At 69.8% G+C, this 13,088-nt stretch carries 10 protein-coding genes; 7 read left to right on the forward strand and 3 right to left on the reverse strand.

All coding sequences use genetic code 11. The features are described from left to right. Positions 1–8 precede the first annotated feature (8 nt). Positions 9–467, reverse strand: coding sequence for a roadblock/LC7 domain-containing protein (locus tag JAP66_RS10060; protein ID WP_372448954.1), 459 nt, complete (start codon positions 465–467; stop codon positions 9–11). Positions 468–470: 3 nt separating this feature from the next. After that, positions 471–3,479: a sensor histidine kinase gene (locus JAP66_RS10065; protein ID WP_199431370.1), complete on the reverse strand. Its 3,009-nt coding sequence runs from the start codon at positions 3,477–3,479 to the stop codon at positions 471–473. A gap of 580 nt (positions 3,480–4,059) precedes the next feature. On the opposite strand from JAP66_RS10065, the gene JAP66_RS10070 reads away from it, so the two are divergent. The 5 genes from JAP66_RS10070 to JAP66_RS10090 all read left to right on the forward strand — a co-directional run bounded on the left by JAP66_RS10070 (position 4,060) and on the right by JAP66_RS10090 (position 7,790). Continuing rightward, positions 4,060–5,082, forward strand: a complete 1,023-nt coding sequence (locus JAP66_RS10070) for an ABC transporter substrate-binding protein (RefSeq protein ID WP_199431371.1) — start codon at positions 4,060–4,062, stop codon at positions 5,080–5,082. 162 nt (positions 5,083–5,244) lie between these two features. Continuing rightward, on the forward strand, positions 5,245–6,015 hold the full coding sequence (locus JAP66_RS10075) for an ABC transporter permease (protein WP_199431372.1): 771 nt from the start codon (positions 5,245–5,247) through the stop codon (positions 6,013–6,015). Continuing rightward, complete coding sequence (locus JAP66_RS10080) at positions 6,012–6,173, forward strand: hypothetical protein (protein WP_199431373.1); 162 nt, start codon at positions 6,012–6,014, stop codon at positions 6,171–6,173. The genes JAP66_RS10075 and JAP66_RS10080 overlap by 4 nt, the downstream gene beginning before the upstream one ends. Beyond that, positions 6,170–6,979, forward strand: a complete 810-nt coding sequence (locus tag JAP66_RS10085) for an ABC transporter permease (protein ID WP_199431374.1) — start codon at positions 6,170–6,172, stop codon at positions 6,977–6,979. Before JAP66_RS10080 ends, JAP66_RS10085 begins: the two co-directional genes overlap by 4 nt. A 1-nt stretch (position 6,980) precedes the next feature. Next, positions 6,981–7,790 carry an ABC transporter ATP-binding protein gene (locus JAP66_RS10090; RefSeq protein WP_199431375.1) on the forward strand — a complete coding sequence of 270 codons (810 nt, stop codon included), beginning with the start codon at positions 6,981–6,983 and terminating at the stop codon, positions 7,788–7,790. 35 nt (positions 7,791–7,825) lie between these two features. Here the strand turns inward: JAP66_RS10090 and JAP66_RS10095 are convergent, their stop codons facing one another. After that, the gene (locus tag JAP66_RS10095) at positions 7,826–10,228 is read right to left on the reverse strand and encodes a sensor histidine kinase (RefSeq protein ID WP_199431376.1); all 2,403 of its coding nucleotides are present in this window, start codon (positions 10,226–10,228) and stop codon (positions 7,826–7,828) included. 216 nt (positions 10,229–10,444) lie between these two features. Between JAP66_RS10095 and JAP66_RS10100 the strand changes: the two genes are divergently transcribed. Both JAP66_RS10100 and JAP66_RS10105 read left to right on the forward strand, forming a co-directional pair. Beyond that, the gene (locus JAP66_RS10100; protein ID WP_199431619.1) at positions 10,445–11,416 is read left to right on the forward strand and encodes an ABC transporter substrate-binding protein; all 972 of its coding nucleotides are present in this window, start codon (positions 10,445–10,447) and stop codon (positions 11,414–11,416) included. A gap of 33 nt (positions 11,417–11,449) precedes the next feature. Next, entirely contained in the window at positions 11,450–13,087 is a 1,638-nt protein-coding gene (locus JAP66_RS10105; protein ID WP_199431377.1) for a DNA repair helicase XPB, read from the forward strand. Position 13,088: the final 1 nt, after the last annotated feature.

The following is a 13,088-nucleotide window of genomic DNA, read 5'->3' on the forward strand; positions in this document are numbered from 1 at the left end:
GTGCTCTCTTACCGGCGCGCCGAGCCCTGCAACTGGGCACGTAGCTCGGGCGTCATCTGCTGGCCGACCCGGTCGACCAGCAGCGTCATCTCGTACACCACCAGACCGATGTCGCTGTCCGGAGAGCCGAGCACGGCCAGGCACGAGCCGTCCGACACCGACATCAGGAACAGGAAGCCGTTGGCCATCTCGATCACGGTCTGCGCCACGGTGCCACCCTCGAACACCTGCGCGGCGCCGCGGGCGAGGCTGGTCAGCCCCGACGCCACCGCCGCGAGCTGATCGGCCCGGTCCTTGGGCAGCCCACGGGACGACGCGAGCAGCAACCCGTCGGCCGAGACGACGACGGCGTGCGCCGCGCCCGGCACCCGGTGCACGAAGTCCGTGATGAGCCAAGCGAAGCTCCCCATCTGCCCGGAGTTGCCCTGTTGCGGCCCGCCCGGCTGCATTGAACTCGCCCGTGTCAAGTCTTACTCCTTCGCCCCGTTGTCGGCCGATCGCTCGCCCAACCCGTTCACCGTCACGGAATCCTGGCGCGCGTCGTCCGTCGACGTCTCCCTGAGCGCGTGGCGGCCACTCTGGTAGCCACGCTGGAAACTCGCCATCCGGTTGCGTGCCGCGTCGGCCGACCTGGCTATGGCCCCTTGTCCTGGTGCGCCGACCGTGGTGTCGGTGAACGCGTCGCCCTCGCTCCGGTTGATCGAACCCGGCACCAAGTATGCGTTAGGCACGCGTTTGGGCAGGCCGGCCGGGGTCAGTTCCTCGCTTCTGGACTCGAGCAGTGCGTGCGCGGCCTGCCAGCCGTTGTCGGCGGCACTGCGCCACTCCTCGTCCACACCGGCGCTCTGTTCAGCAGGTTCTTCCGGCACCGCCCGCTCCGATTCGCTCTCGTCCGGCTGGAGCCCGGACTCCTCACTGAACCAGCGGGAGAGCACGGACTGGTAGATCGGCAGCCGTCTGGTGGGCACGTCGTCCTCGAGCGCGCTGCCGTCACCGCCCGCGGGTTCGGGCGCGGCGGGCTGCTCCGGTGCCACCGGCACGTAGCGCGGCTCCCGCTTGGGTAGCGCCAGCGGCTGCGCGATGTCGCCCGGGTAGCCGTTCGTGTCGCCGTCCGGCGACTCGGCAGGCCACTCCGGTTCCTCGTCCGGCTGCGACCGGGGCGGCGGCTCCGGTCCCGTACTGAGGAACGGCCCTGCCGCCCGCGAGCCGCCGCCGCCGACGAGCTCGTCGAGGCTGATGGGGTTCTCCAGCGCCACGAGGCCACTCTCGTCGGCCGCCTGCGCCGGCGCGTCCTGCCTGCGAGCGGACGCCGAGGTGGCCGGCAGCTGCGTCGTCGCCTGCCGCTCCGCCCGGCCGGCCCCCGAGGGCGCGCCCGTGAAGGAGGACAGCGACGACAGCGAGGAGGACTGCGCCCTCGGCGAGCGGGGCGTCCCCTGCAACGGAGCCGAGATCTCCTCCGGCGTCGTCGGCTGCGGCCGCTCACCCCCTGGCGTGAGGCTGGTGAGCAGTTCGGTCGGTACGACGATCCGGGCGATGACGCCGCCCTCGATGTCCTCGTTCTCCCGCAGCCGTACCTCGATGCCGTGCCGCTGGGCCAGCCGCGCGACCACGTAGAGGCCCATCCGCCGTGTCACCGACACATCGAGATCCGGCGGGTCGGCGAGCCGCTCGTTGGCCTCGGCGATCTGCTCCTCGGTCATCCCGACACCACGGTCGGTGATCTGGATGGCGAGCGAATGCCTGCGTGTCACCACCGCCCGCACGCTGATCTTCGTCTCCGGCTCGGAGAAGTAGGTCGCGTTGTCGAACAGCTCGGCCAGCAGGTGGACGAGGTCGTGCACGGCAAGGCCGCGCACCGCCACCTCCGGGACGGACCCGACCTCGACACGTGCGTACTGCTCGATCTCCGACAGCGCGGCACCAATGACGTCCGCCGCGGGCACCGGCTTCGGCACGGACTTCGCCAGGCCGGCGCCGGAAAGCACCAGCAGGCTCTCACCGTTGCGCCGCAGCCGGGTCGCCAGGTGGTCGAGCTCGAAGAGGCTGGCCAGCTGGTCCGGGTCCTGCTCGTCGGCCTCCAGCCCGTCGATCACGCCGAGCTGCCGCTCCACCAGCCGCTGGCTACGGCGGGACAGGTTGACGAAGATGCCGTTGACGTTCTCGCGCAGCAGCGCCTGTTCCGCCGCCATCCGGATGGCCCGCTCGTGCACGACGTCGAACGAACGCGCGACCTCGCCGATCTCCTCGGTGCTGTGCACCGGCACCGGCGCGACCGCGTTGCGCGAGGCCTCCATCGGGTTCGGGTCGGCCAGGATGCGCCGCACCGTCTCCGGCAGGCGGACGTAGGCGGTCTCGAGCGCGCTCGTGCGCAGCACCCGCAGCGGCTTGATCAGCGCGCGGGCGACCACCAGCATCAGGATCAGCGCGGCGACCAGCGCGGTCAGCATGAGGCCGAAGAACACCCACGCCGCCTGGGTGGCGTCCGCGGCGAGCGTGTCGGCCTGTGCACGCAGCCCGCTGAGCAGCGTGTTCTCGACCTCGCGCAACTTCTCCGTGGTGGAGGCGCCGTCGGCGGTCAGCCGTTGAACGTCCACCGCGAGATCGTCGCCCTCGGTGGCGCGGACGAACGCGGCCGTCTTGATCCGTTCGCGGTTGTCCACGTCGGGACCGGCGACGGTGTCCGAGTAGAGCTGCTGCTGCCCGGTGGAGGCGTTGGCCATGAAGATGTCCAGCGACGCGCGGGCGCTGGCCTGCGCGGCCTGCGTCCGCTCCAGCAGGTCGGCGGGGAAGCCGTTGCGGCCCGCGGCGATCTGCAGGGCCGCGTTCTCCCGCGAGACGAACTCCTTCGCCTCGCTCAGCGCCTGCAGCGTCGTGCCGCGGCGGAGCAGCTCGCGGTCGGTGACGGCGGTGTTGACCTCACGTCCGAGCTGCACGAGCGACTCGAGGATGGAGGTATAGGTGTTGAACGCGAACAGGTCAGGGTAGGCGCTGTTGCTGATCGAGGCGCGCAGCGGTTCCAGCGCGTCGAGCCGTTCGAGCCCCCGGTCGTAGCGCTCGCGCGCCTCCTCGCTCGGGAGGTTGAGCTGGGCGGCGGCGCCCCGCAGGTCACGGACGGCGGCGTCGGTCTCGGCGACCTGGGCGTCGAGCGCCGCGCGATCGCCCGAACCGTTCGCGATCCGGGCAACGGCCAGCGTCCGCTCCGCCTGTAACGCTTGGACCACATTCGTCACATGGGCGGCGACATCTACCTGGTCGACGGTATGTTGGAACTCCTCGGCACGGTTCACCTCGTCCAGCGCCCGAAGGCCCCCGAACACCAATGCGGTGACCATCGGGATGATCAGGACGGCAGCGAGCTTGGTGCGGAGCGGCCAGTTGCGCAGCCTCCACCGGGAGCCGCTGGACTCCGCTGATTGCTCCTGCGCACCCTGTTCGGCCGCAGGAGGACCGTCTACCGCCGCGGTCTCTGTCGTCGGCACCGCTCTACCACCATCGTTCTCCGAGCCGGCTATGAACCCGGCACCGCCGCCGGGGAGTTCTCAGCACGCTCCGTGCACATCAGCGCGCCAACCGTCACTCCGGCGGACGACGCACAGCGGAAGCATTGCGTTGTACGGCCGCGCTGGTCAACCCAGCCCGGTACCACAGGGGTGATTGGTCCAGGCCGGCGCCCAAGATGCCCGGAGTTATCGGCAAGGTAGAAGCCCACTCCGCCATTCAGTCACTCTCTCGTCACTCATCGGTGGCCTGGTACCGCACGGGAGATACAGAAGGTAGCGAACACAGCGGCATGATGTAACCCTCGCAGGTTAGATACCACCCGACACTGCCACGGCGTCCGCGGACGTTCGCCCGTTTTACCCCTTGCCGGTAAACCGAGAGTAAACTACATCACACCAATAACCACCCGTTTGGATGGTCTGGCGTACTGAGAGACCCCAGCTCGGTACGCATTGTAATGATCGCCCGGGATCTCTAAAGTAACCGTGGCTCGCGGAGCCGGCGCGGCTCGCCGCACCCTAACCAAACCCCAGTACATCTCGTAAACCAGGAGTGGCAGTGCTTCGACACGGCATCACCAGGACGGCCCGTCCGCGCAGACGCACGCGGGTCGCCACCGTAATCTCGACGTTCGCGGTTCTCGCCTCGGTCAGCGGGTGCGGACTGCTCGGTGGCGAGGACCCCGAGTCCGAGAGCAGCGACGGCCCGCTCGAGAAGAGCAACATCACCGTGGCGACACTGCCCGCGATCGATGTCGCCCCGCTGCACCTCGCGGTGAAGAACGGCTACTTCAAGGAGGAGGGGCTCGAGGTCAAGATCGACCAGGCCGCCAGCGGTCAGGCGGCGCTCTCCAAGCTGATCGGCGGCGACGCCGAGATCGCGTTCTCCAGCTACGTGCCGTTCTTCGCGGCGCAGAGCCAGGGTGTGGCGGACATCAAGTTCGTCGCCGACGCGGTCTCCACCGCACCGAACAGTGTGGTACTTGTCACAATGCCGGATTCGTCCGTGAAGAAGGTGAGTGACCTCGCGGGCAAGAAGATCGGTGTCTCCGCGCTGAACACCATCTCGGACGCGCTGGTGAAGTCGGTCATGAAGACCAACGACGTCGACTACGAGTCGGTGAACTGGGTGCCGATCTCGTTCCCGGACATCTCCGGCGCGCTCTCGCGCGGGGACATCGACGCCGGCCTGCTGATCGAGCCGTTCCTGACCAACTCGGCCCAGGAGGCGGGCACCGTCCCGCTGACCGACGTGGCGACCGGGCCGACGAAGGACTTCCCGCTGGCCGGCTACGGCTCGCTGGCCCAGTTCGCGGAGCAGAACCCGAAGACCGTCGCCGCCTTCCAGCGGGCGATGCGGAAGGCCACCGAGGAGTCGCAGGACCGCAGCAAGATCGAGCCGCTGCTCGTCGACTACGCCCACATCGAGGCCGGTACGGCGAAGCTGGTCACCCTGCCGCAGTTCCACGCGACGCTGGACCCGGTGCGCCTGCAGCGGGTGCCGGACCTCATGGTGGAGTTCGGCATTATCCCGAAGAAGATCGAGGCCAGCGAGATGATCGCGGAGTCGGCGACCACCTGACGGCCGGTCGTGCGAACAGGAGTGACGTTTATGAACGCGGCCAGCGAACCGGCCCGGCCCCCGGCCGGGCGATCGTGGTGGCAGGGCCCTGAGCAGGCACGCCAGGCGCTCGGGTATCGGCGCGGAGCCCCGGCTCCCGGTTCTCGAGACAAGCGCTGACACGTGCGGCCCATCGTTCGAAACCTGGCCGGCCTGGCGGGCTTCCTGCTGCTCTGGGAAGCCGTGGTCAGGCTCGGCCTGGTACCGGAGCGGGAGGTTCCGCCGGCGAGCGTCGTGCTGGCGCGGACGGTCAGCCTGCTCGGCGACGAACCGTTCCTGCGGGACGTCATCGCGACCGTGCTCGCCTGGGCGATCGCGCTCGGCACCGCGATCGTGATCGCGGTGCCGGCCGGGCTGCTGCTCGGCAGCCTGCCCGGGCTGCGCGTCGCCACCAGGGCGATCGTCGAGTTCCTCCGGCCGATCCCGTCGGTCGCGCTGATCCCACTGGTGATCCTCGTCGTCGGCGGCGGGCCGGAGTCGAAGATCGCACTGGCGATCTACGCGGCGATCTGGCCGATCCTCTACAACGCCATCTACGCCTTCGACGAGATCGACTCGCTGCTCATCGACACCGCGCGCTCGTGCGGTGCCGGGCGGATGCGGATACTCGCGTCTGTGGCGTTGCCGCACGCGGCCCCGTTCATCTTCACCGGGATCAGGATGTCCGCGGCGATCGGGCTGATCGTCGTGGTGAGTACCGAGTTCATCGCCGGAGCCGCCGCCGGTATCGGGCAGTTCATCCTCGCGGCCACCTCGGGTGGCGGCCGGATGGATCTCGTGCTGGCCGGCACCGTCGTCGCAGGGCTGCTCGGATACCTGATCAACGACGGGCTCGAACGGCTCGGCAGGCGGTTGTTCCGCTGGCACACGGCAACGACCGCGGAGGCGATGTGAGCGACAATCGCGAAGCCCGGCTCACCATCGCCGACCGGGTGCGGGTGCCCCGCAGAACACCGGGAGGCGATGTGAGCGATGTGAGCGACAATCGCGAAGCCCGGCTCACCATCGCCGACCGGGTGCGGGTGCCCCGCAGGACACGGGGGGCGATGTGAACCACTTCCTCGGTTTCCTGCGCAAGTGGTCGCTGTTCTTCGGCGCGGTCGTGCTGTGGGAGCTCGCGACGCGCCTGGCGGAGGACCCCTTCTTCCCGCCGCCGACGACGATCCTGGACAAGATCGCGGAGCTCTGGTTCTCCGCGCCCGCGACGCGGCTGTTCCTGACCGACGACGTCTACCAGGACATCCTGCCGAGCCTGGGCAGGGTCTTCGGCGGCTGGAGCATCGCGGTGGTGCTCGGTGTCGGTCTCGGCACCGCGCTGGGCCGGTCGAGGACCGGGATGGACTACGTGGGCCCGCTGTTCGCCTTCATGAGGGCGATCCCGCCGCCCACGCTGATCCCGGTCTTCCTCGTCCTGCTCAGCATCGGCACGAGCATGAAGCTGACCACGATCGTCTTCGGCTCGATATGGCCGATCCTGCTGAACACCGTCGACGGCGTCCGCTCGGTGAACGCGACCCAGCGGGACACCGCTCGCTCGTTCCGGACTCCGCAGCACTACTGGATCGCGATGGTGGTGCTGCCCGCCGCGCTGCCGAAGATCTTCGCCGGACTGCGGCTGAGCCTGTCCATCGCGCTGATCCTCATGGTGGTCTCGGAGATGGTCGGCGCGACCGACGGGATCGGCTACGAGCTGATCTTCGCGCAGCAGCGGTTCGACTTTCCGGCGATGTGGTCGTGGATCGTGCTGCTCGGCGTACTCGGCTACGGGCTGAACGCCTTGCTGCTGGTCGTCGAGAGACGGATGCTCAGCTGGCAACCGAGTACCGGTGCCACGACCGCCAAGACCACAGGAGCCTGAAATGTCGACCATGCTTCAGGTGACGGGCCTCAGTCACCGCTACGGCACCGGCGAGCACGCGCACGTCGCCGTGAACGACCTGACCTTCACCGTGGAGACCGGCGAGCTCTCCTGCATCGTCGGTCCCTCCGGCTGCGGCAAGTCCACGCTGCTGCGCTGCATCTCCGGCCTGATCACGCCGACCGGCGGCGAGGTCTCCCTGCACGGCGACCGGGTCACCGGTGTGCCCGAAGACCTGGCCGTGGTCTTCCAGGACTACAGCCGCTCGCTGTTCCCGTGGCTGACCGTGCGGCAGAACGTGGAGTTCCCGCTGCGCTGGAAGAAGTCGCGGGCCGAGCGCAGGGAGCGCTCGGAGGAGGCGCTGGAGTGGGTCAGCCTGCCCGGTGTGGGCGGCAAGTACCCGTGGCAGCTCTCCGGCGGCATGCAGCAGCGGGTTTCGATCGCGCGGGCGCTGGCCCGCCGCCCCGCCCTGCTGCTGATGGACGAGCCGTTCGCGTCCGTGGACGCGCAGACGCGCTTCGAGCTGGAGGACCTGCTGCGCAGCGTGCAGCTACAGCACGGCAGCACGATCCTGCTCGTCACGCACGACATCGACGAGAGCGTCTACCTGGGCGACCGGGTGCTGGTGCTGTCCAAGTCGCCGGCCCGCATCGTCGCCGATCTGCCGGTGGACCTGCCCGCGGAGCGGCACCAGATCACCACCCGTGAGTCGGCGAACTTCGTCTCGCTGCGCGCCGAGGTGGCCCGGCTCCTGCAGGGCGGCACCCCGGCCGAACCCGCGGCCGGGGTCGTGAGCGAGAAGCCGAGTTAGCTGTCGTCTCGCGGGCAGGCCGTCGGGGCGCCGCTTCAGTCCACCCGCTCGTGCCTGCCCCGCCGCACCCCGTTCTGCAGGCGGCTCATCCGCGACCGGACCGCCTCGGGGGCGCGGTCGATCACCGGCAGCTCCTCCTCCTCGTCCTCGGCCGGCCAGACCACGTCCTCGGCGTGCACGGTGAGCGCGGCGGCGTCGCGGATCCGCTCCTCCTCCGAGGCCTGGAACCACTGCGAGAGCACTTCCTGATACGCGGGCAGCCGCTCGGTCGGCGTATCGTCGTCGAGCGCGTGCGGGCTCTCGTCGTCCTCGGTGGGCCACTGCGGCGGCGGCTCCCACTCGACCGGCGCCCGCCTCGGCGGCCCGTACTCGGTCAGCGCCTGCCACGGTGCGTCGGCCTCCTCCGGCTCCCGTTCCGGCGCAGGCCGCTCAGGTGGCGGTGGCGGTGGCGCGGCGGGTGCCGGGCCTTCGACGCTCAGCAACGCGGCGGGCACGATCACCGTCGCGGTCAGCCCACCGGTCTCCGCAGGGCTGAGCCGCACGTGTATCCGGTGCCGCTGGGACAGCCGTGCCACGACGTATAGGCCCATCCGGCGCGACACCTCGACGTCGACCTCGGGCGGCTCGGCGAGCCGCGCGTTGACCCGCTCGATCTCCGCAGGCGGCATGCCCGCGCCGCGGTCGGTGATGTCGATCCGCCAGTCGCCGCGTCCGGTCGCCGAGCTGACCACCGACACCGGGGCGTCCTGGCCCGAGTACTCGGTAGCGTTCTCGAGCAGTTCCGAGATCACGTGGATGAGGTCGCTCACCACGTCGCCGCGCACCGCGACACCCGGGGTCGCGGCTACCTCGATCCGAGGATAATGCTCTACTTCGGACAGTGCGGCGCCGATGATCTCGTCGGCGGGCACCGCGCCCGGCAGCGCCGGTCCGGCGTCGTAGCCCGCGAGCACCAGCAGGTTCTCGCTGTTGCGCCGCATTCTCGTGGCGAGATGGTCCAGTTCGAACAGTCCGCCGAGGGTGTCCGGGTCCTGCTCGTCCGCTTCCATCCGGTCGAGCACGGACAGCTGCCGCTCGACGAGCTCCTGGCTGCGCCTGGACAGGCTGACGAACATCGAGTTGACGTTCTCCCGCAACATCGCCTGGTCCCCGGCGAGCCGTACCGCCTCGCCGTGCACGGCGTCGAACGCCCTGGCCACCTGCCCCAGCTCCTCCCGGCTGAACACCGGCACCGGCGCGATCGCGCGGCGGCGCACGTGCTCCGGGCCGGGTTCGGGGTCGGCCAGGATGCCGTCGACGGCGGCGGGCAACCGGTGCTCGGCCACGTCGAGCGCGCTGCTGCGCAGCACCCGCAGCGGCCGCAGCAACGAACGCGCGATGACCACCGCGAGGGTCGCGGCGACCAGCAGCACACCGAGCACGATGCCGGCATCGGTGATCGCCGACCGGCGGGCGTCGGCAGCCAGCGCGTCGGAACGCTGCTGCAGTTGCACGAGCATCGCGTCCTGCACGCGGTTGGCGAGGTTCACCGTGTAGGTGGCGGCCGTGTCCCACTGCTCGGCGTCGAGCTCGCTGAGGTCCCCGCCGCTCTCGGTACTCGTCAGCACCGACTCGACCATGCCGTTGCCGATGTCGACGACGAGCCCGATCACCGTGTCGTCGTACATCCGCTGCTGTCTCGGGGTGGCGAACTTCACGAAGTCCTCGCGGGCTGCGGACAGCCCGGACTCGGCGGCGAGCAGCGCACGTTCCCGGTCCGGGGACAGGCTGCCCCGCGCGAGCGCCTCGGCCACGAGCGCCCGCTTGACCGACATCTGGTCCTTGACCCTGGCCAGCGCGTTGGTGGCCAGCCGCGTGCGGGCCAGCTCGCCGTCGGGTGAGTTCGACACGGCCTGGTCACCGATGTCGAGCAGCCCGGAGATCAGCTCGCTGTAGGAGCGCAGCACCGCGTCGGCGGGAAACTCCGAGTGCTCGCCCGCATAGCGCAGGGCGCTCAGCACGCCGAGCCGGTCCTCGCTCCGCCGGATCGCGTCCACGGCGGCAGGCGAGAGCCGCGAGCTCGCAGCCACCAGGTCCCGGCCGAACACGCCGATCGCCGCGTCGACGCGTTCCCGCTGCTCGCGCAGCTCGCCGAGATCGCCCTGCCTGCCGGCCGCGACATAGCGCACCGTGAGGTCCCGCTCACGCTGCAGCTGGTGCAGCACGTCGGCGACCTTGCCGTCCACCCGGACACGTTCCGCCCCGTCGGCGAACCGGTCGGCCCGATCGAGATCCGCGCTCACCCGCAGCCCGACCAGCACCACCACCGCCAGCGCCGGGATCAGCAGCACCACGAGCAGTTTGGTACGCAGGCGCCAGTTCCGCAGCCGCCACCGGCCCCCGGCGCGCCCGGCTTCCGCCGCCTCATCCCGGCCGGGACGTTCGCTGCGACGGGTCACCTGGCTTCCTTGTCACATTTCGTCGAACCGCAGTCAGGAACACCGTCCCCGAGAAACCATTGGAGACTAGCGACATCCGCTATGGTCCGGAAGGCGCCCGGCGAACCGGTGGGGGACGCCGTCGATGGTATTGCTTCCGACGTCCTAAGCTCCACGCGAAGATACTCTCTCGGCACCGGGGAGGCGGAGATCCTGGCGATCCTGGCGATCCTGCGGATCCTGCGCATCCGCTCGCTGCTCCTTCCGCTCCTTGCCGTCCTGCTCACGCTGAGCGCCTGCTCGCTCCTGCCCTCCGACGCACCCCGTGACGAACCCGCTCCCGAACGCGACAACCTCCGTGTCGGAGTGGGAAATGCCATAGACACGGCGCCGTTGCGCGTCGCGGTCGAGAACGGCATGTTCCGCCAGGCCGGGTTGCGGGTCGACCTGGTCGAGATCGAAGGCGGGGACGAGGGCATCGACCGGCTCGCCTCGGCCGAGCTCGACATCACCTTCGCCAGCGACGTCGCGCTGTTCCGCGCCGCCGCCGCGGGCACCTCGTTGCAGCTGCAGGGCGAGGCGTACACCGCGGGTGAGAACACGATGGCGCTGGTGGCGCTGCCCGACTCCGGTCACACCTCGCTGGAGGACCTTTCGTGGCCGCGGGTCGCCGTGGACAAGATCGGCGGGCTCGGCACGCTGACCGCGGGTTCGGTACTGGAAACCGCGGGATTCGACCTGGATTCGGTCGGCTTCGAGGAGTGGGCGATGCCGCGGATGATCGACGCCCTGCAGCAGGGCGACGTCGATGTCGCGTGGCTGGTCGAGCCCTACATAACCCTGGCGGAGAAGGACTTCGGCGCGCGGGTGCTCGCCGACTGCTCGCGCGGCGCCACCCAGGACTTCCCGATGTCCGCGTACGCCGCGAGCGGGGAGTTCGCGCAGGCCAACCCGCGTACGCTCAGCGTTTTCCGGGACGTTCTCGGCCGGGCACAGCAGCACGGCGCCGATCCGATGGTGATCCGGGAGGCGCTGCCACGGTTCGCCGACATCGACCCGACGACCGCGTCGCTGGTCTCCCTCGGCACCTACCCGACGTCACTGAACGGTGTCCGGCTGCAACGGGTCGCCGACCTCATGCACAGCTCCGGCCTGCTGGCGGACCGGCTGGACGTGCAGTCGCTGCTCCCGAAACCCGAGCTGTCCTGATCGCGGCCGGACGGAGAACGTATAAAGGGAGGCGTGACCGATGGCCCGCTGATCGTCCAGTCCGACAAGACCGTGCTGCTCGAGGTCGACCACGAGCGCGCGGAGGACGCGCGCATCGCGATCGCGCCCTTCGCCGAGCTCGAACGCGCACCCGAGCACGTCCACACCTACCGCGTCACGCCGCTGGCGCTCTGGAACGCCCGCGCCGCGGGCCACGACGCCGAGCAGGTGGTCGACGCACTCACCAACTACTCGCGGTTCCCGGTGCCGCAGCCGCTGCTGATCGACATCGTCGACACGATGGGCCGCTTCGGCAGGCTGCAGATCCAGCACAGCCCGGCGCACGGGCTGGTGATGACGACCACCGACCGCGCGGTGCTCGAGGAGATCCTGCGCAGCAAGAAGATCAGCCCGATGCTGGGGGAACGGCTCGACGACGACACGGTCGTCGTGCACCCTTCGGAACGCGGGCGGCTCAAGCAGGCGCTGCTCAAGGTGGGCTGGCCCGCGGAGGATCTCGCCGGCTACGTCGACGGCGAGGCGCACCCGATGGCGCTGCGCGAGGACGACTGGTCACTGCGGGACTACCAGCGTCAGGCCGCGCAGGCGTTCTGGGCAGGTGGTTCGGGTGTGGTGGTGCTGCCGTGCGGCGCAGGCAAGACCCTGGTCGGGGCGGCCGCGATGGCGCAGGCGCAGGCCACCACGCTGATCCTGGTCACCAACACCGTCGCGGGCAGGCAGTGGAAGCGCGAGCTGGTGGCGCGCACGTCGCTCACCGAGGAGGAGATCGGCGAGTACTCCGGCGAGAAGAAGGAGATCCGCCCGGTCACGATCGCGACTTACCAGGTGATCACCCGCAAGAGCAAGGGCGAGTACAAGCACCTGGAGCTGTTCGACTCGAGGGACTGGGGCCTCGTCGTGTACGACGAGGTGCACCTGCTGCCCGCACCGGTGTTCCGGATGACCGCGGACCTGCAGTCCCGGAGGCGGCTCGGCCTGACCGCGACGCTCGTCCGCGAGGACGGCCGCGAAGGTGACGTGTTCTCGCTGATCGGCCCGAAGAGGTTCGACGTGCCGTGGCGCGACATCGAGGCACAGGGCTGGATCGCCCCGGCGGAGTGCGTGGAGGTGCGGGTCACGCTCACCGACAACGAGCGGCTCGTCTACGCCACGGGCGAGAGCGAGGAACGCTACCGGATCGCCTCGACCGCGCGGACGAAGACCTCCGTCATCAAGTCCATTGTGGATAAACACGTCGGCGAGCCGACGCTGGTGATCGGCGCGTACCTCGAACAACTCGACGAGCTCGGCGCGGAGCTGAACGCACCGGTGATCCAGGGTTCCACGAGGAACAAGGAGCGCGAGGCGCTGTTCGACGCGTTCCGCCGCGGTGAGATCGCGACCCTCGTGGTGTCGAAGGTGGCGAACTTCTCGATCGATCTGCCGGAGGCGTCGGTGGCGATCCAGGTCTCCGGCACCTTCGGGTCGCGGCAGGAGGAGGCCCAGCGGCTCGGCAGGCTTCTGCGGCCCAAGGGCGACGGCAGGCAGGCGCATTTCTACTCGGTGGTCTCGCGGGACACGGTCGACACCGAGTACGCGGCGCACCGGCAGCGGTTCCTCGCCGAGCAGGGCTACGCCTACCGGATCGTCGACGCCGACGCGTTCCGGTAGC

Source organism: Qaidamihabitans albus, assembly GCF_016464705.1.
Taxonomy (GTDB): domain Bacteria; phylum Actinomycetota; class Actinomycetes; order Mycobacteriales; family Pseudonocardiaceae; genus Qaidamihabitans; species Qaidamihabitans albus.